Source organism: Halobaculum limi (assembly GCF_029490015.1).
Lineage (GTDB): Archaea > Halobacteriota > Halobacteria > Halobacteriales > Haloferacaceae > Halobaculum > Halobaculum limi.
Genome location: NZ_CP120469.1, coordinates 301,241 through 320,144, shown reverse-complemented (window position 1 = coordinate 320,144; position 18,904 = coordinate 301,241). Strand labels below are relative to the sequence as shown.

The following is an 18,904-nucleotide window of genomic DNA, read 5'->3' as shown; positions in this document are numbered from 1 at the left end:
CCCAGGCCGACGGGGTAGGATGGCTCCCCGTACCGAACACAGGACGAAAGCCAGCCGCCGTATTCCCGTTGGTCGCCCGTCGTCGAGGGCACTGCGGGTCTTCGATCCACCCAAAGATACTCACCACGCCCGAAACACCCCGTCCCTGTGCATCGCCGTGAACTCTGTCGCCGGCTTGGCGCAGGTGGCCTCCTCGCGACGGTCGGCTGTCTTGGCGACCGCCGCGGCCAGTCAGTCGATACCGCCGGGTCGGTGGACGAATCCGCGTCGGAAGTGCCCGAAGACGACTGGCCGACGTTCGGCCTCGACAACCAGCACACCGGGGTCAAGGAGGATGGCGTCGGCCCCCGAACCGACACCGTCGCGTGGACGGCGATCGGTGACGCGCCGACCGTGTTGTGCTCGCCGACGGTCTACGACGGAACGGTGTACGTCGGCAGCGCGAGTAACGCCGTCCACGCGTTCGATGCGGCCACCGGCGAGGAACTGTGGAGTCACCCGACGACTAGCTACGTCGAGACCGCGCCGGCAGTCGTCGACGGGACCGTCTACACGGCAGATGCCGACGGTGTGGTGTACGCGCTGGGAACGGACGGCGACCGACTGTGGACGTACGAGACCGAGACGAACCTCCACAGCCGTGCGGTGGCGGTACACGACGGGACGGTGGTCGTCGGGACAGCGGGGACGATGCCGGCGGTGGTCAGCGGCGACACCGACGAGAGCAAGGCCGGAACCGCGCTCGGACTCGACACCGCGACCGGCGAGCGTGAGTGGGCCTACGTCGGCCCAACCGACTGGTTCACCGGGCCGGCGGTCGGCGGCGGACGGGTGTATCTCGGCAACCACGACGGCAGCGTGGTCGCGCTGGACTCGGCGACCGGTGACGAACTGTGGACGCGGGACGCCGACGGCGAACACGCCGGCGTGCTCGCGCCACCGACGTACGCCGAGGGGACGCTGTTCGTCGGTGTCCACGCCGCCGGCCGACTAGTCGCGCTCGACGCCGCATCCGGGACGCGTCGGTGGGCGACGGACCTGAAAGCCCCGAACGTCAAATCCTCCCCAGCGGTCGACGGCGACCGTGTGTACCTCGGTGCGACCGGGTCGGAAGCGACGGATTACGACGGGCCCGACGAATCGACGCCGTCCCCGACGCCGAAACGTACACCGGACGACGAGGAGGGGGCTGGGATGCCGTCCGTCGAGATCAGCGGCAGCGTGTTCGCGATCTCGCGCACGGACGGCACAATCGACTGGCGCCACGAGACGGACCACGACTTCCGCTCCTCGCCTGCTGTCGTCGACGACCGGGTGTACATCGGCGGCGGCGACCGCTTACTGACCCTCTCGCGGGCGGATGGGGAACCACAGTGGGACGTTCCGTTCAACGACTTCGTCGAGTCCTCGCCGGCAGTCGCCGATGGCCGGGCGTACATCGGATCCGCCGACGGGCACCTCTACTGCATCGGCGAGTGAGCGACCGCGAGCGAAACGGTCGCTACTGGTTCGTCGAGACCCATCGGATACTATGGAGCGAATCGCTCGCCTCCACTCACCTTCTCAGAAAAACTCGCATCGACCCGCAGAAACCAAAGACGGTCGTTGCTCCGCCTGGTCGCGCCCAGTTAGTCGCGTCCGAACCGTCGACGCGTGAGCGCGACCACGGCGACGAGCACGAGCGCCAGGGCCGCGAGCGCGGCCCCGAACCCGGGCGTCGTGGTCGACGACTCCGAGGTGTCCTCCGGTGTCGGCGTCTCCGTGCCGTCGGGGCCAATCACTGAAATGGTGACACTCTCGTTGCCGAGAGACGCGGAGAACTCGCCCTCGGCGATGATCTGCCTGGTGAACGTCACCGTCTTGGTCTCGTTGGGTCTGACCGTCACCTGCTGTACGGCGACGGTCTCGTTGAACAGCGACAGCGAGGCGTTGTACGTCCCGGACGCCCTGCCGTCGTTCCTGACGACCGCGGTGAACGTCACCTCGTCGCCGACGCGTGGAGTCTCGTCATTGACTCGCAGGTTTGTCACTGTCATATTCGGCTGTGGCGGTGAGACGCGCACAAGGAAGCGACTGGTAGTGTCGACTTCAATGGAGTAAACGTCGGGTTCGTCGAACGACCAGCGGAACCGCACTGTTCGACTCTCGTTGGGTTCCAGCGTGAACTGGCGCGTGTCGACGATTTCGCCGTCGACCTCCAACTCGATGGTCTTCGTACCCGTGCCGTTTCCGAGGTTGGCGACGCTCGCGGTGACGACCAGGGTGTCGCCGGTCACGAGGTCGGTGCTGCTGAGTGACGCGTTCACCCGCGTGAAGTTCGGTTCGAGGTCGTCGCGGTCGGGACCGTCGTCGGAGACCGCAGCGGACGAGCCGCCGCTGCTGCCGCCAGAGGAGCCACCACTGGCCCCACCAGAGGATCCACCGCTGCTGCCGCCAGAGGAGCCACCACTGGCCCCACCAGAGGATCCACCGCTGCTGCCGCCAGAGGAGCCACCACTACTGCCACCCGATGAACCGCCGGAGGAGCCATCGCCGCCGCTCGACCCGCCGTTCGGGTCCGACACGGTGACGGTGATGCTCGTCGCGGCACTCGCGCCGTCGCTCACCTGCACGCGCATCGTGACAGTGTACTGACCGGGCTGACCGTACGTGTGTTCGACGGTCTGTCCGGACGCACCTGTTCCGTCACCGAACTCCCAGAGGTACGAGTACGTCGGATCCGAAGACCCGCCGGAACTGGCGGTGAACGTCGCCGCCTCATTCACGTCCACCTCGGTCACCGACGTCGAGATGTCGGGGTTGACCGCGACTACGTCGACGGTCGTGCTGTTGGTGTAGGTGTTCCCGGCCTCGTCGGTCACACGGACGGACGGCTGGTAGGTCCCTATCTCGTCGTACGTCGTGGTGTAGGTCGGACTCGTCGTATTGTTCACCTCGTACGTTCCGTCGCCGTCGACGTCCCACGCGTAGGTGAGCGACCCCTCGACGGTCGTGCCGCTGGCGTCGAGCGTCACACTATCACCAGCGATGGACCTGGACGGTGCCGACAGCGCTGCGGCGGGAACCACAGGTTCGACGACGCTGAGGGTCGAACTCGCGGTCGCACGCGCTCCCGTGTCGTCGACGACGGTGACGGAGACGTTGAACGTCCCCGTACTCGCGTACGTCGTCTCGAACGTCGGGACGGTCGTCACTGAGTCTACGGTGCCGTCGCCGTCAACGTCCCACTCGTAGGCATCGATGGTGCCGTCGTCGGTCGACCCGCTGGCGTCGAACGTCACTGTCTCGTTGGCTTCGACTTCGTCGGGCGCGTTGAGCGACGCGGACGGGCGCGCATTCGTCGACTGCGTGACGGTCAGCGCCGTGGTCGCCGTCCCGGCCGCACCAGACGTGTCGGTGACGGTCACCGAGACGTTGTACGTCCCGTTGGCCGTGTAGGTGAACTCAGTCGTTGGGTCCTCGGTGGTACGGTCGATGGTCCCGTCGCCGTCGAAGTCCCAAGCGTACTCGTCGATGGTGCCATCGTCACTTGACCCACTGGCGTCAAAGGTCACCGTCTGGTTCGTTTCGGCGCTCCCGGGTGCCGACAGCGCGGCGCTCGGCGGTTCGTTCGCGGTGATCGTGACCTGTGTCGTCGCGGTCGCGGTCGTCCCGTTCGTGTCGGTGACGGTCACCGATGCGTTGTACGTCCCGTTGGCGGTGTAGGTGAACTCAGTCGTCGGCGTGTTGGTCGTGCGATCGACACTGCCATCGCCGTCAAAGTCCCAGCCGTAGCTGGCGACCCCGACATCGTCATTCGATCCGCTGGCGTCGAAAGTCAGTGACTCGCCCGTAATCGTGTCACCAGACACGTCGAGGGCTGCGGTCGGTGGGTCGTCGGTGTCGACAGTCACCGTCGTGGTTGCGGTCGCGGTTCGGTTAGTGTCGTCGACGACGGTCACGGATGCCTCATAGGTGCCCGTGGCGGTGTACGCGAACTCCGTCGTCGGAGCCTCGGTGGTGCGGTCGACGGTTCCGTCGCCGTCGAAGTCCCACTTGTAGCTGACGAGAGAGCCGTTGTCGGTCGATTCACTGGCGTCGAAGGTGAGCGACTCGTCGATGAGCGCCGACGACTGCACTGAGAGGTTGGCGACGGGTGCGCCGGGGTCACCAACTTGGACGGTCGTCGTCGCCGTGTCTGCGTTCCCGTACGCGTCGTAGGCGGTGACATAGACCGTGTAATCGCCGTCCTCTTCGAAGCTGAACGCAGTGGTGGCGCTGTCGGTGACGCGGTCGGTCTCACCGTCACCGTCGACGTCCCACTCGTAGCCGACGACGCCGACATCGTCGGTCGACCCGCCTGCGTTAAAGGTGATGTCGTCACCGGGGTCAGCGCCACCGGTGGAAGTCAGCGCTGCGCTCGGCGGTGTCTCGACACAGCCGCCGGCGTGGATGTACACATCGCGGTCGAGCGCCAGGGAGTACTCGCTGCCGTCGCCGCTGAAGAGGTTCCAGCCGGTGAAGCGGTACTGGTCTGCGCCTGAGCGACCCCAATCACCCCACGCGTCCGCGTTCTCATTGTAGCCAGGTTCGATCAGGACTGGTGAGCCGTCCTCCAACGAGTCAAAGCCGATGTACGCGCCGCCGTCGGTACGCCCTTCGGCAAACTTCCAATCGATGCTCGCGGTCGATCCACCAGTGTCCCACTCGTCGTCGCGGTTTACGTACTGGTCATCCTCGACGGCCCATTCGCCGTCCGGGAGGCCGCTGATGTCATAGGTCACGGTCGAACCCGCACCCGCACCGAGTTGGCCGTGGACGACGACAAGGCTCGTGTCCGCCGAGTCAGCATAGAAGAACATCCCCGTCTGCATCGCACGCTGATAGTCGGTCGTCCCGTAGGAACTGTACGTGTCCGCAGACGGCTCAGTGAACGGATTCCGGTAGTCGTAGAATGCGGTGACGTTCGTGCTCGCGTCCTCAACTGGTTCGACCACGTAGCAGGCGGTCCCCTGGGCGACGGCGAACGTCTGTCCGTCGCCCGCGGCGGCCTGTGCTGTCAGTGTGACTGGTCCGGCCGCTGGTGCGACTATAAGCATCGCAACGACGGCCACGACTCGGATGGCCGTTCGTGCGGAGTATGTGCTCATTACGTGAGTGTTCCCTCCGATTCGGGCTTTGTTATGGATCGACTTCGGCCACAACTATTGAATCGTCAGCGAACGGGCGGCTCGACGTCTCTCGCAAGGGCTGGATAACAATACCCGACCGAGGGGTACACTCGATGTAGCACACGGTCACGACCGTGAGAACACGATGTATCGAGGACACACAGTCGGGGTCGTAATCCCGGCGTACAACGAAGAACCGTTCGTCCGTGAGACGGTGGTGACGGTCCCCACGTTCGTCGACCGTATCTACGTCATCGACGACGCGTCCACGGACGGAACGTGGGACGAGATTCAGAAAGCGGTCGAACTCGACCGACACCGCGCCGACGAGGCGACGAGCGACGAGTTTGACGGTCGAGTCGTCCCCATCCAACACGAATCGAATCGCGGTGTCGGCGGTGCGATCAAGACTGGATATCTCCGCGCGCGCGACGACGGCCTCGCGGCGACGGCGGTGATGGGCGGCGACGGACAGATGGACCCGAGCGTCCTCGGGCAACTGTTCGACCCGATCATCGACGGCGAAGCCGACTACGTGAAGGGGAACCGCCTCGCCGGGCGCCGCGACGCCGGAGATATGCCGCCGTTCCGCTTCGTCGGCAACGCCGTCCTGGGCGCATTGACGAAGATCGCCAGCGGCTACTGGTCGACTGGCGACCCACAGAGCGGCTACACCGCAATTTCGTATCGCGCCCTCCACGAGGCGGACATCGACGATATGTACGAGTTTTACGGGTACTGTAACGACCTGCTCGTGAAACTCAACGTCGCTCGCCTCCGCGTCGTCGACATTCCCAACCCCATCATCTACGGCGACGAGAAGAGCCACATCAAGTACCACACCTACATCCCGCGGGTGTCGCTGATGCTGCTTCGTAACTTCGTCTGGCGGCTGAAGACGAACTACCTCACCTTCGGCTTCCATCCACTCGTCATCGCGTACGCGATGGGCGTGGGCGCGAGTGCCATTGGCGTCCTCGGACTCGCCTGGACGCTGGTCTCCGCGCTTGGACCGGGTCTGCCGGTTGCCGAAGGATTGCTGTCAGTCCTCGTCTTCACCCTCGGGATTCTGTCGCTCGTCGGCGCGATGTCAATGGACATAGACGCGAACCGCGACCTCGACAGCATTCTCCTGCCCTCGCGTGGTTCGCCGACCGGCGGCGGGAGTGGTGTGTCGGAGCGGGCCGGCGATGCAGCCGCCGCGAATGGCAGCGGTCAGTTCGAAGAGCACCACGCGTCTGTGGCGGCCAACGGTGAAATTACCCACCGACACGCTCGGGACGACGTTCTCGACGACCCGCGTCTCGACGTCGAACCTGTGCCGGAACTTGACCCGGAGTACGACGACTAACCCCCCTCTATTTGGGATAGTTGGGTGGTAACAAACCTACTTCCGCTCGGTCTCTCGGTGTAATGTTTGGAACGAGTGGTATTCGTGGCGTCGTCGGCGAGGAGGTCACCGCGTCGCTCGCGTTGGATGTCGGACGTGCGGTCGCCTCCGAAGGCGCACGTCGTGTCGTCGTGGGCCGCGACCCACGGCTGACCGGTCCCGTTCTCGTCGACGCGCTCACCGCCGGCCTGCGGGAGTGTGGTGCAGACGTGGTCCACTTGGGTGAAGTGCCGACGCCGACGGTCGCACGCGCGGTCGAGTGGTACGACTGTGACGCCGGTATCACGGTCACTGCCTCGCACAACCCCGCGACGGACAACGGGATCAAACTGTGGTCCGAAGACGGCTCTGCGTACATCGGTAGCCAGCAGGAAGCGATCGCCAAGCGCGTTCGAGACGGCGACTTCTCGCTCGTCCCTTGGGACGAGTTCGGCAGTTGTTTCCGCTCACGTCGCGCCCGCGACCGCCACGTCGACGCCATCGTCGACGCGGTTCCCGGTGACCTCGACTTAGACGTTGTCCTCGACGTGGGCAACGGCAGCGGTCGGATCACCGCCGACGCGCTCCGTCGCCTCGGCTGCCGCGTGCTGACGATGTCAGCCGAACCCGACGGCTCGTTCCCAAGTCGCCCTAGCGAACCGACCGCCGAGAACTGCGAGCGACTCCGCCGCGTCGTCGCGTCCACGGAGGCCGACCTGGGTATCGCACACGACGGCGACGCCGACCGGATGCGTGCGGTCACGTCGACCGGCGAGTTCCTGACGGGCGACGTGCTGCTCGCGTTGTTCGCCCGCGACGTCGCTCGCTCCGGCGACCGTGTCGCCGTGCCTATCGACACCAGTATCGCGGTTGACACCACGCTCGAAGCTATCGGCGCGTCGACGGTCTACACGAAGGTCGGTGACGGCCACGTAGCAGAGCGGACGCGCGAGACGGACGTCGTCTTCGGCGGCGAACCGAGCGGTGCGTGGATCTGGCCCGACCTCGCGCGGTGTCCCGACGGACCGCTCGCAGCGGCGAAACTCGCGGAACTGGTCGCCCGGCGCGGCCCCCTCGACGACCTCGCGGCCGAAATCGAGGACGTCCCGCTTCGCCGAAAGAACGTCGAGACGGAGGCGAAACACGACCTCGTCGCGCACGTCGCCGACGCCGTCTCCGACCGCTACACGAATGTCACGGACATCGACGGCGTCCGCGTCGACGTCGACGCGGGATGGTTCCTCGTGCGTGCCAGCGGTACCCAGCCACTCGTGCGCGTCACCGCGGAGGCGGGCGTCCGCTCGGAGATGGAGTCGCTGTTCGACACCGCAATGGAGATCGTCGAGGAGGCTCGCGTCGCCGTCGCACCGCAGGCATCTGATTGACACCCTCTCCGCGCTAACATCCGAGAGCCCCGCAGTGGGGATACTCGACTATTGACTCACGGAGGCGACCTCTCTCCTTCGAGGAGAGAATCCCGCCGTTTACCGCGGGCGTGAATCTGACACTCCTCCACGAACCACGTTCTGACGCTAATACGGATATTTAACTAACATCGAACACTAATACACTGTACACTGAGGCGGCCTCACCGCCACCTGAATGCACAATATCGGGACTCCGAGAACCTCGATGTTCGAGACACCGTCTTGAACCGCTGTGGTGTCTCGGTCAGCAAGATAACTCCGAGTCCCCTGTCAGGGATAGGAGTAACGGCAGTGTGTCCCCGCCATCAGCTCGTTATGCCGACGAGTCGTCAACCAGCAAATATCCCAACCCAGCGTTGCGGTGCAGACGTGGGAAGCCTCGCCGTGAACGGCGAGGAGGAGGTCACTCTTGCACGCTTTTGTACTTAGTGGGGATGTTGGCCCCGACGGACCGTGGCGGTTGGATACTGTTGGTCGGCTACGTTCTCTCCTCGACGTATGAGGCCGTGGCCTGGGTTCGTCCGTACCTCGGCGTTCACGTGCTCTGACCTGTTCGCTGGCTGACTGCCCGCTGTCCCCGTCGTTGTTCGTCGCTGTTCGCAGTGGTCCGTTGCTGTTCATCGTTCTCCTCCGCTCCCAATTCCCGGTACCTGTGTCTCTTCGAGTTCGACACACCAGTCTTTGCGTCACTGCCGTGCTCTCTGGAGAGACGATATCCTGCGCGAAACACTCGGAGACGTCGAGTTTCACACGAAATTGAGGAGAAAGCCCACGACTTCAGTCGGGGGAGAAGTCACGACCAGTATAATATCGCTGTGGTCTGTGCGGCAGATGAATGAAAGACGTCAGTGCTGGCTTGCAGATCGAATGCAGTTGCGGGACAGCATTGCCCGACGCGCGGGATCAAATCGTGACGTGTGCGTGTGGTCGCCGGTTCGTGATCACGGTCACAGAAGTGCCAGCACGCTCAGACCGTCCCTGGCCTCCGATGAGTCCCGACTGACTTCACCTCGGTACGGACGGTTGAACGGTGAAGAATCGTCGATCCTCCCGAACGATGAGAACGATGTCACTCCCGACACTCTCCGGGAAGTGTTCGACGACAAACTGAAAATTCGAAGAGAGACTACGCGAACTGGGCCATCACCTGGTCACGGCCCGTGTAGAGGACAAACGCGAGAAACGCGAAGACGAACAGGCTTGCGAGCAGGTGGTAACCGAGCAGTTGGCTGATTCCGAACAGCACACCGATGCCGAGCGTCGCACCCGCGAGAGGGAGGAAGTCCTCCTCCATATCGCCGGCCGATTCGATGTCGTCTTCTGACTCGTCGTCCTCGACGAGGTACTCGAACAGTGGGTCTGCCTCTGGGCGGAGTTCAACGAAGCCTCTGCTCTGGTTGAAGTCGACCACACCGGCGTCGTCCATCTTCGGGAGATGGCACTGGTACAGGCCGATGTACACGCGCTTGCGCTGTTGGGCACCGAGCGCCTGGATGTCGCAGTCGTTCTCGATGGCGGCGATGTGCTCGGCGAGTTCGCCGATAGTGGTCTGTCCGTCGTCCACGTCACGCAGGTATTCCAGCACGAGGCGACGCCGCTCGTTCTTGAGTATCTCGAAGGTGAGATCCAGTGGGATCTCGGCTGGTTCGGACTCCTCCTGCTCGTCGACGTGTTCGGTCTCGACGACTGCCTGTTCGTCATCCTCGGTAACACGTGGCACGTTCTGTTCCTCTCGGGTCGTTGATTGGTGGGTTGATTGGTTAGCCATTTTGGTGGCGATCTGTGGTCTACTACTGTTCCCGTGATGGTGGCGTACGGATGGAAGTCACCCAGCGCCGCCCTCGTTCACCGCTCCGTGTCTCCCTCCGTCCGGACGTCGCGAACGACGATTTCTCCGGGCGTCGTCGTCGCCCCGACGCCGAGCACGGTGCCGACGTTCAGGCGCGTTCCGATCCCCAGTTTTGACCCTTCACCGATGACGACACCGAACTTACGGCGACCAGTGCTGACTCGACAGTCGTTGTGGGTGAGGCGTACCGGCTGGTCGTCGTGACGGAGGTTCGCCACGAGTGACCCGGCACCCACGTTCGCGTCCGGTCCGACGACGCTATCTCCCACGTAACTGAGGTGTGGAACCTTCGCGCCGTCGAGTAAGACGCTGTTTTTTATCTCGACTGAGGCTCCAATGTGCACGTCTTCGCCTATAAATGTGTTTGACCTCACATAACAGTTTGGTCCAACATCTGCCCCGGGTGACACGACAACTGGGCCTTCGATGACGACACCGGGGCCGATACGTGCGCCTTGGTGAACGGCGACGGGGCCGGTAAGGTCGGCGTCGGGGTGGATCTCGCCGTCGCTTCGGGAACGTACGCCGTCGATACTGTGGCCGTCGGGGGTGTCGACACCCGCGATGTACCACTCGTTCGCGTCCAGTAGTTCCCAGGGGCGTCGGACGTCGGCGACGTGGTCGCACTCGATCCGTTCGAGCGCACCGTCGACGTCGAGTCCGCGCGCGATGGCCGGTGCGTCGCTCGGAGCGCGATCCTCGAACACGTCAGCGGGGAGGCAGATCGGGCGTGGTTCCGGTCCCGCAAGCGGCGAGAACGGTTCGGAGGGCCGTTTGAGGACGCCTGCTCCGGCGGTCGCGAGTCGCTCGAGGGAACTGTGGTCGACGACCGCGGTTGCGGGCATCCACAACACGCGGTCGTGTCTCACGAGCGCACCCGTCAGGTCGTCGTCTTGGACGATGGGGACCGACGGGTAACGCTCGTGTACTCGCACCGACAGCTCGTGATCGGCGGGGTCGACGTGAATCTCGTCCACGCCGACGGCGATCATCGCGTCGATAGCACGGTCGACCGCGCTCCCCTCCCCGACCGGCAACAGTGCGGCCGGGATCGAGGGTGCGAACGCGGCACCGGTCTCAGTTCCAATTGCAAGTACCCCGAGCATACCCGATTTCTATTGGCTATCCTAACCGTATTGTTATAGATGCGATAGCAGTGGTTAGCGGCTGACCACCAGACGGTTTCGCGATAATTGCACGCGACTCGCGAGACTCCGGCCGACGCCGATTCTGCTGATATTCCGTAGTAGACCCGCTAACTTCCGGTTTGATGGCTGTATTCTCCTAATAACAATGCCCGGATCGAGGGATTGGCAGATGTTACCCCGGACTCTATCGGTTCGGTCTGACCATGACCTGGACACACGACATCGCCGGAACGCCGGCACAACGCGGGATGGATCGCACTCCGAGTAATTGGAGAGATATCGGACGGAATCGCCGTCCCGCGAGGGGACGCTGATGTGCGGGATCACCGCCTGCGTGGGCGAAGACGACGTCGTCGATACGGTGCTTACTGGGTTGAAGAACCTGGAGTACCGCGGTTACGACTCCGCCGGCATCGCGACGCTCAACGGTCACGGCGTCCGCGTGCACAAGCGCGAGGGCGGTATCGACCCCCTCTCCAGCGAGGTCGACCACGTCGAGTTCGCCGGACAGTTGGGACTGGGACACACCCGATGGAGCACCCACGGCGCGCCGACCGACGAGAACGCGCACCCCCACACCGACTGCACGGGCACGGTCGCGGTCGTCCACAACGGGATCATCGAGAACTACGCCGAATTGCGGAGCGAACTCGCCGCAGCAGGCCACCTGTTCACGAGTGAGACCGACACAGAAGTCGTTCCGCACCTGATCGAAGACGAACTCGCGGCCGGCTACGACCCCGAAGCCGCGTTCCGTCGCGCCATCGCGCGCATCGAGGGCAGTTACGCCATCGCCGTGTTGGTCGACGGGACGGACGCCATCTTCGCGACCCGACAGGGCTCGCCGCTCGTTCTCGGTGTCGACGGCAAACGCCGCTTCCTCGCCAGCGACGTGCCGTCGTTCCTCGAGTACACCTCACGCGTGGTGTACCTCGACGATGGCGACTTCGTCCGACTCACGCCCGGTGAACACGTCATCACCGATATCACCGGCAGTCCACAGAATCGCCCGATCGAAACCGTCGAGTGGGGCTCTGAAGACGCCGAGCGCGACGGCTACGATCACTACATGCTCAAGGAGATCCACGAGCAGCCAGAGGCGCTCAGACGCGCGATCAACGGTCGGATCACCGACGACAACCGCGTCGACCTCGAAGAGTTCCCACCCGGGTCGTTCGACGACGTCGACGAGGTTCACTTCATCTCCTGTGGAACCTCCCACCACGCGTCGATGTACGCGTGCCAGCTCCTGCGCGACCGCGGAATTCCCGCCCACGCGTTCACCGCTGGTGAGTACGCGACGACGCCCGCGCCCGTCACCGACGGGACGCTCGTCGTCGCAGTGACACAGAGCGGCGAGACGGCGGACACGCTCACCTCGATGCGCGACGTGAAAGCGCGCAACGCCCGCACGCTGGCTGTCACAAACGTCGTCGGGTCGACGGCCGCGCGTGAGGCGGACGACGCGCTGTTCATCCGTGCGGGCCCCGAGATCGGCGTCGCCGCGACCAAGACGTTCTCCTCGCAGGTGATCGTCCTCGCGTTGCTCGTCGAGCGACTGACCGAGGACATCACCGGCGAACCGAGCGCCGAGCGTGAGGGACTGCTCTCTGCGCTCAGAGTGCTGCCCGACCAAGTCGAGCGTGTCCTCCGGGAGTCGACGGCGGCGTCGCTCGCGTCGCAGTACGCCGACGCAGACGGCCGGTTCTTCATCGGCCGCGGCGTCGCGTTCCCCGTTGCGTGTGAAGGGGCACTCAAGTTCAAAGAGATCACCTACGAGCACGCCGAGGGGTTCGCCGCGGGCGAACTCAAACACGGCCCGCTCGCGCTGGTGACTCCCCAGACGCCCGTGCTCGCCGTCTTCTCGGGTCGGCACGACACCAAGACGCTCAACAACGTCGAGGAGGTCCGTTCGCGCGGCGCACCCGTGATCGGGATCGCCGCAGAGACTGCGAATCACGTCGAGTCGACCGTCGACGTGTTCCTCCCAATCCCCGAGACGCACCCGGAACTGTCGGGCGTCCTCGCGAACGTCCAACTCCAACTCGTCTCGTACTACGTGGCAGACCTGTTGGACCGTTCGATAGACAAACCGCGCAATCTGGCAAAGAGCGTGACGGTAGAATGACCCGAGCAGACCGCGTATACACCCAAACAGCACGTATCGATCCGCCGAGGAGTGGCGGCCGTGCCTGCGCCAGGCCACCGCCGCGAGGCAGTCGGATGCGCGACACGTACCCACGGCCGACAGGTGAACGAGTCGCCTGTCGGCCGAGGTGGTGAATAACAGTGCCATACGAGTAGATGTCGAGCAACAACACAACCACGCTAAGCAGGGACGAGGTATACGACATCCTCAGCAACGGTCGCAGACGGTTCGTCATCTACCTCCTCCGGCAGGAAGGTGGACAGATCGCGTTGAACGAACTGTCCGACCGCGTCGCCGCCTGGGAGAACGACATCCCGGTGGACGAACTGTCTGACCAACAGGTAAAGCGGGTGTACGTCTCGCTGTACCAGACGCACATCCCGAAACTCGAGGAGTCCGGCATCGTCGAGTACGACAAAGACTCCGGCGTGATCAAACTCACGTCGAACGTCGCCTCGCTGGACGCGTACCTCCCCGACGAAGACCGTCGGGAGATACCCTGGCAGACGATCTACCTGGGCCTGGCTATCGTTGGCCTGGCCGTCTACGGCATCGCGACGGCCGCCCAGGGAACGATCCCACAGGGCGTACTCAACGTCGTCGGACTGCTCATCTTCGTCACCTTCGGCGCGGTGGTGGCGGCACAGTACCTGTATGAACGAACGTAGCGGCACCATCGAGGACACAACCGTGATCCCACAACACAACCCACACACACGACCCGAATCGCCCGCGGAGCATCCGCGAACTGCCACCCACACGCCGACCACGGCGGGTGAGCGCTGATGACGACCGACTGGGACGTCATCGGCTACGTGATCAGCTCTGATCACCGAGTGATCGTGCTCGGCCGACTCGCGGAGGGGCCAGCAACGCCCACCCGGATCGCTGAGGACGTCGAACTGTCCGTCTCGCACGTCTCGCGTGCGCTCGGATCGCTCCGGTCGAAAGACCTGGTCGAACTCCTCGTCCCCGAAGAGCGACGGAAGGGACGGGTTTATGGCATAACCTCTGACGGTGAACGAGTCTGGAAAGATATCAGTGCGAAGGACCTCGCCGAGTAGCGAACGACGCTGTGGGCCCCTGGGACGTGTCTGAGGGCCCTGTGGTTCCCTGTTGTTGTCGGCCGACGTTGCTGTCGCTGTCGGACACGCTCGACCCCCGAAGTACACGCCCGTTTTTCAGCTCTTCGTAGCAGTCTCGCTCCAGTGATACCGATGCATTCGCTCCAGTAACCACAATCACGAGACGTTCGAGACGGATGCTCTCGACAACGTCCACGCCGCGGCGCTACCGCTCACGCGCTACACAGCGAGCGACGGAGCGTGGCAGTGATCGGAGTAGCGGAGTAGCGATTTGACTCGATGGGCGCTAAAATGGGGGGAGGAGAGGAGCAGGTGTTGGATGCCAGGGGATTGGAATGGGGCCGTGCTTGTTCTCCCCCGATACGACATATGTGAGCGTCCGTCTTAGTTAGCCAGTGTCCCGATCGAGGAACTGCCGAAACAGCCACTGCTTACCGACGGGGGATCCGATCTGCGCCGCCAGTTCGGTGATCACGCAGACACAGAGAGGATCAACACGGTGTTGTACACCGCGAAGCTGACGTTACACGCGCTCCCGACGCCGTAGCAGACGAGGCGTCCCCACCGACCTGCTGCCGCGTCGACGTGTGCGGACGTGCGTTCGAGGACGCCGAACGCCCCTTCTATCAGGAGCGTCAGCGCAGTGACGGCCACCACGCTGAACACTGCAAGTCCCGGGACCAGTCCGTACTCGGAGATGAACGCAACGGCGATGGGGTTCCGTTCGACGAGGATTGGCTGCAGTCGAAGTCCGATCACCGTCGTCGAGAGGTCGCTCGCTTTCGAGACTGCCAGCGCGAAGACTCCCGTGAGCGCGACCGATCCCGGGTGGAGGAACCCCGTCGAGTCGTTCGATTCGCGGGGCTTCGAGGAACCGGAGCAGCGGGGTTGCTCCATAGCCGCATATCGGGATCACAGCTGTTCGTTATGAGCGGTGTTCGTCGCTCGTGATGCTGAATAACCACGCGCCCTAGTCGAAACACGGTTGCAACCTCGTTCAAACGTGGGTAACAACGTAGTTGATACATGAACACACGTCTGCATCTGTCGACGACGCTAGCGTTCTACTCGGGGCGTGTGCGACCTGTGGCGCCGCCAGTGGTGCGCCTGCGAACACATTCTCGACCCCGTCTGATCACGTGGCAGACCAGATGGCCTGCTTCCAGTTGGCTGGTACTACGTGACTAACGAAAGCGGAACCCGTCGATCACTCGGATGCAATGCGTCTGAAACTCTTAGCGTTCGTCGCAATGGCTGTGGTCGTCTTAGGACTGTTCGGCGTGATCGAACGCCGCACTCGACCTGACCTCGCCGACGAGTACAAGTCGTAACTCGCACTGACGGACGACCAGCCTGTATCGTATCACGACCGAGTACCAGCGTCGAAAGGGCGTCATACTCACCACGCTCTCTCGACCAACCCGGTCCCGTCGACCGACTCTGGTGGGGCGGTCGACGCGGCCCGATCCTGTTTATTTCACCGCCTAGTCCCTATTAAGACGCTTCTACCGGGGGATATCGGCACTATTACTTTATCAGTTCTATGGATATGGGAACTCGTGCCATCCTGGATCACGGAGGAAGAACAAGAACGGATTCGGAAGTTCGCCGCTACTCCTCGATACAAGCGAGGACCGCATTTCCTCGAACCGGAATCGGAAACCGAAGAGAACGAAGAGGCCAGATCGTAACCGAGTTGCCTCGATCGGCGTCGACGCCGGTCACAGTACCGTCCACGACTACGCGCTGAGTATTCGATACGCCCCGCTCGGGGCTGTGCTCCTGTTTTTTGACCCTCAGGCTGCCACGCAGTGGCTCCACCCGTAGCGTCGCCGCGACTCCTGACTGCTCGTTGTCGTATCCCGTGGCGCACATCGCGTGGTAGCCTCTTTGAAACGTCTGAATACCCCTATACGAGAGTGAATAACTAACGATACCCCTCCCGCAGACTTCTACCATGAGGTGCGTCCTCCACGTCAAAGCCCGTGTCAGTCAGTCCAGCCACCTGTCGGAGCGTAGCGTATGACCCGTTCAGCGACCTCGGATCTGGCCGGGAATCTCGAAACGCCAGTCATTCACGCGACGCCAAGCGAGGCGGCCCGACTCTTCGACGCTCTCGACAGCGAGGCGTGTCGAACTGTGGTTCGGGCGCTCGAGCACGGACCGATGACCGCGAAAGAACTCCAAGAGGAGGGAGACATTCCGCTGTCGACGGTGTACCGCTGTGTGAACGAACTGGTCGACACGCCGCTCGTCGAGGAGACGACGCGCGTGTGTCAAGGTGGCCACCACGCGAGCGAGTACTCTCGGAAGATCGGGACGCTCGTGGTTTCGTTCGACTCCGAGCCCCCGGTGTACCACTCCGATGGCTCGGTGCTGCACCTGCAGCTGTAAGGCGACGGATTCGGACAGTGCGTGACGGCTCCAATCGTCAGGCACGTGCCGGTCGGTAGCGGAGGACGCCGCTCGGCAGTTGCAGCCGCGGTTTTTCAGTCGTCAGTCGCCGCCAGAGCCTCGCGTCCGTGTGGCGGCGTCTCGTGTGTCATTCGCGTTCGCGTCGAGAGACTACGGAGCGCGAGGACGACGCCAGCGCCACAGCAGATGACGACGCCGGCGGCGACGAACGCCGTCACGAATCCGAACGCGTTGGCGAGTGCGCCACCGCCGAGACTACCGATGCCTCCGGCGAACGTCGAGAGCGCAGCGTACAGGCCGAGCGCCTCACCCCGAACCGACGGCGGCGCGATTCGCGTGACGATCGTTCCCGCGGTCACCGCGATGACCGCCCAAGCGACGCCGATGGCAAGAAACAGCGTGCCGGTGACGACAGTTCCGACGAGGCCGGCTGCGAGTACGGTTCCTACGACGGCGACGAGTGGCATCAACACTGCCCGCGATCCGACCGCGGCCGACTGGAGCAGTCGGAGGTCGAACCGGCTACTCAGCGTCCCGGCGACTGTGTAGGAGGCGGCCGACCCCAGACTCGACACCAGATACAGGCCGAACACGAGGTCCGACGAGAAGCCAACGTCCGTGAGATACAGAGGCAACGGCGCGAAGAAGGCGGTGAACCCCGTGAAGAAGAGGACGACGCCGACGAAGTACACCGCCAGCGTCGGCGTGAAGCGGTCGGCCAGTCGCTTCGGGTGGACCGACCGCGTCGACCAGTAGAGCCGATTCGGGTTGAACACGAACGTCGCGCCCCGGACGCCGCGGCGACCGACCGACAGGAGGCGAGCGATTCGGCGAGCGTCGACACGCTCGACCGCGCGCTCGGACGGCCGCGGCATCCACCGCGCGAGCAACACGGCTGCGAGCGCGGTTGCGAGGGCACACGCGACGAACAGCGACTGCGTCGTCGCGGTCGGCCCGAGCACGCGTCCGACGGTCGCCGACCAGACGATTCCCAGCAAGAGACCGCCCGCCCAGCCGTACCCCTGGTACTTGTTGAGCAGGGCTATCTCGTGGTTCCAGGCCGACTCGGGGACGTCGGCGACGACCAACAGCGTCAACACGGGCCCGGCGGCCGCGAACACCAACCAGACCAGCGCGTTCACCGCGATCAACATAGGGATCGCGGTGAGCGCGGGCGTCAGGAACAGTAGCGCGCCCATCCCGACGAGACTACCGAGGAGCACACCGCGCGGGTTGTGCGTTCGATCGGCGAGTCGCCCCCACACGATCGCACCGGGCGCGCCGACGAACGCCGCCACCGCGCCCAACAGCCCCAGTTCGAACGGGTCGCCACCCAGTTGGACGACGTACAAGGGAATCAACAGCGATGCCGCTCCCGCTGCGATCGACCCTAATCCCCACGCGAGTAGCCAACGATGTTTGCTCACAAATCCACCAGCATTTGCTCACGAGTGCCACTCGGAGGACCATAAAGTGCAGTCACCAAGCACAGAAGCGATCGGCCCTGCCCGAGAACCTGTCAGCAGAACGCCGATCAGTCGTCTGCGCGGGCACGCTCGAAGCGGTCTGCGGGTAGCCTGAGTTCGTCGAGGCCCGGCAGGTGCTTCACGTTGAACACGACTTTCATATCGCCGCTGACGGGGCGGCCGATACACGAGAGTCGAAAGCCGTCGTCGATCATCTCGCTGGAGAGGATGTTGTCGACGGTCGACTCCAGTTCCCCGTCGACGACGGCGACCGCGCAGTTCGCACACGCGCCGCCCCGACAGGCGAACGGCCACGAGAAGCCGCGATTCTCGGCGGCTTCGAGCAGCGTCTCGCCACGTTCGGCGAGGAACACGCCGTGGTCGTCGTGTGCGAGGTCGGCGTTCGACGCCTTCTCGAAGAGGTCCGGGTCGTCGATGCTCCACCCGTGGTCTGCGAGCACCTCGTAGTCAAGATACTCGATGCGCGCGTCCCGTGGCTCCGAGCGCTCGGCACCGTCTCCGTTGCTGGCCGCGTTCGCACTCGCGCCCGGCGCACGCGTTCCGGGCGTTCGCTCGCCGTCCTCGTCTGTCTCGACTTCTCCAGACTCTGGCGTCGGATCGACCGCCGACGGCGGCGTCGCCTCTCCGGAGATGACCGCCTCGTACGCCCTGCGGACACGCTGAAACTCTGCGATTGATCCCCCCTGGTCGGGGTGCGTTTCTTTCACCCGGCGGCGATAGGCGCGTTCCACTGCTGCGTCGTCGGCGTCGGCGTCGAGGCCCAGTACGTCGTACGGAGAATCCACTACCAGTTGTAGGCGCGACGGGCATATATCGCCTTTCCCC

14 protein-coding genes are annotated in these 18,904 nt (G+C 64.0%); 7 read left to right on the top strand and 7 right to left on the bottom strand.

Going from position 1 to position 18,904, the window contains the following annotated elements:
* The first annotated feature begins 147 nt into the window (after positions 1 to 147).
* Entirely contained in the window at positions 148 to 1,479 is a 1,332-nt protein-coding gene (locus P0D77_RS17140; RefSeq protein ID WP_277555934.1) for an outer membrane protein assembly factor BamB family protein, read from the top strand.
* A 149-nt stretch (positions 1,480 to 1,628) separates the two neighbouring features.
* On the opposite strand, the gene P0D77_RS17135 is transcribed toward P0D77_RS17140, so the two are convergent.
* Positions 1,629 to 5,129, bottom strand: coding sequence for a PKD domain-containing protein (locus tag P0D77_RS17135; protein ID WP_277555933.1), 3,501 nt, complete (start codon positions 5,127 to 5,129; stop codon positions 1,629 to 1,631).
* 166 nt (positions 5,130 to 5,295) lie between these two features.
* Between P0D77_RS17135 and P0D77_RS17130 the strand changes: the two genes are divergently transcribed.
* Complete coding sequence (locus tag P0D77_RS17130; RefSeq protein WP_321170535.1) at positions 5,296 to 6,501, top strand: glycosyltransferase family 2 protein; 1,206 nt, start codon at positions 5,296 to 5,298, stop codon at positions 6,499 to 6,501.
* Between the two features lie 62 nt (positions 6,502 to 6,563).
* Positions 6,564 to 7,904, top strand: coding sequence for a phosphoglucosamine mutase (gene glmM, locus P0D77_RS17125; RefSeq protein WP_277555932.1), 1,341 nt, complete (start codon positions 6,564 to 6,566; stop codon positions 7,902 to 7,904).
* 1,168 nt (positions 7,905 to 9,072) lie between these two features.
* On the opposite strand, the gene P0D77_RS17120 is transcribed toward glmM, so the two are convergent.
* Positions 9,073 to 9,666 carry a DUF7344 domain-containing protein gene (locus P0D77_RS17120; RefSeq protein ID WP_277555931.1) on the bottom strand — a complete coding sequence of 198 codons (594 nt, stop codon included), beginning with the start codon at positions 9,664 to 9,666 and terminating at the stop codon, positions 9,073 to 9,075.
* Between the two features lie 125 nt (positions 9,667 to 9,791).
* Positions 9,792 to 10,901: a hypothetical protein gene (locus P0D77_RS17115; RefSeq protein ID WP_277555930.1), complete on the bottom strand. Its 1,110-nt coding sequence runs from the start codon at positions 10,899 to 10,901 to the stop codon at positions 9,792 to 9,794.
* 355 nt (positions 10,902 to 11,256) lie between these two features.
* Here P0D77_RS17115 and glmS point away from each other — a divergent pair, with 355 nt between their 5' ends.
* The 3 genes from glmS (at position 11,257) to P0D77_RS17100 (ending at position 14,156) form a co-directional block, all read left to right on the top strand.
* Positions 11,257 to 13,071: a glutamine--fructose-6-phosphate transaminase (isomerizing) gene (gene glmS / locus P0D77_RS17110; RefSeq protein WP_277555929.1), complete on the top strand. Its 1,815-nt coding sequence runs from the start codon at positions 11,257 to 11,259 to the stop codon at positions 13,069 to 13,071.
* A gap of 176 nt (positions 13,072 to 13,247) precedes the next feature.
* A complete protein-coding gene (locus P0D77_RS17105; RefSeq protein WP_277555928.1) occupies positions 13,248 to 13,760 on the top strand; it encodes a DUF7344 domain-containing protein in 513 nt (170 codons plus the stop codon).
* Positions 13,761 to 13,877: 117 nt separating this feature from the next.
* A complete protein-coding gene (locus tag P0D77_RS17100; protein ID WP_277555927.1) occupies positions 13,878 to 14,156 on the top strand; it encodes a winged helix-turn-helix domain-containing protein in 279 nt (92 codons plus the stop codon).
* A 492-nt stretch (positions 14,157 to 14,648) separates the two neighbouring features.
* Here the strand turns inward: P0D77_RS17100 and P0D77_RS17095 are convergent, their stop codons facing one another.
* Together P0D77_RS17095 and P0D77_RS17090 are read right to left on the bottom strand one after the other, a co-directional pair.
* Positions 14,649 to 15,074 carry a hypothetical protein gene (locus tag P0D77_RS17095; RefSeq protein WP_277555926.1) on the bottom strand — a complete coding sequence of 142 codons (426 nt, stop codon included), beginning with the start codon at positions 15,072 to 15,074 and terminating at the stop codon, positions 14,649 to 14,651.
* A gap of 714 nt (positions 15,075 to 15,788) precedes the next feature.
* Positions 15,789 to 16,136 (bottom strand): hypothetical protein, encoded by a 348-nt coding sequence (locus tag P0D77_RS17090; protein WP_277555925.1) that lies wholly within the window; start codon positions 16,134 to 16,136, stop codon positions 15,789 to 15,791.
* A gap of 63 nt (positions 16,137 to 16,199) precedes the next feature.
* Here P0D77_RS17090 and P0D77_RS17085 point away from each other — a divergent pair, with 63 nt between their 5' ends.
* A complete protein-coding gene (locus tag P0D77_RS17085; protein WP_277555924.1) occupies positions 16,200 to 16,571 on the top strand; it encodes a winged helix-turn-helix domain-containing protein in 372 nt (123 codons plus the stop codon).
* Between the two features lie 95 nt (positions 16,572 to 16,666).
* On the opposite strand, the gene P0D77_RS17080 is transcribed toward P0D77_RS17085, so the two are convergent.
* Complete coding sequence (locus P0D77_RS17080; protein WP_277555923.1) at positions 16,667 to 18,019, bottom strand: MFS transporter; 1,353 nt, start codon at positions 18,017 to 18,019, stop codon at positions 16,667 to 16,669.
* A gap of 107 nt (positions 18,020 to 18,126) precedes the next feature.
* A complete protein-coding gene (gene fer, locus P0D77_RS17075; protein WP_277555922.1) occupies positions 18,127 to 18,864 on the bottom strand; it encodes a ferredoxin Fer in 738 nt (245 codons plus the stop codon).
* Positions 18,865 to 18,904 lie beyond the last annotated feature (40 nt).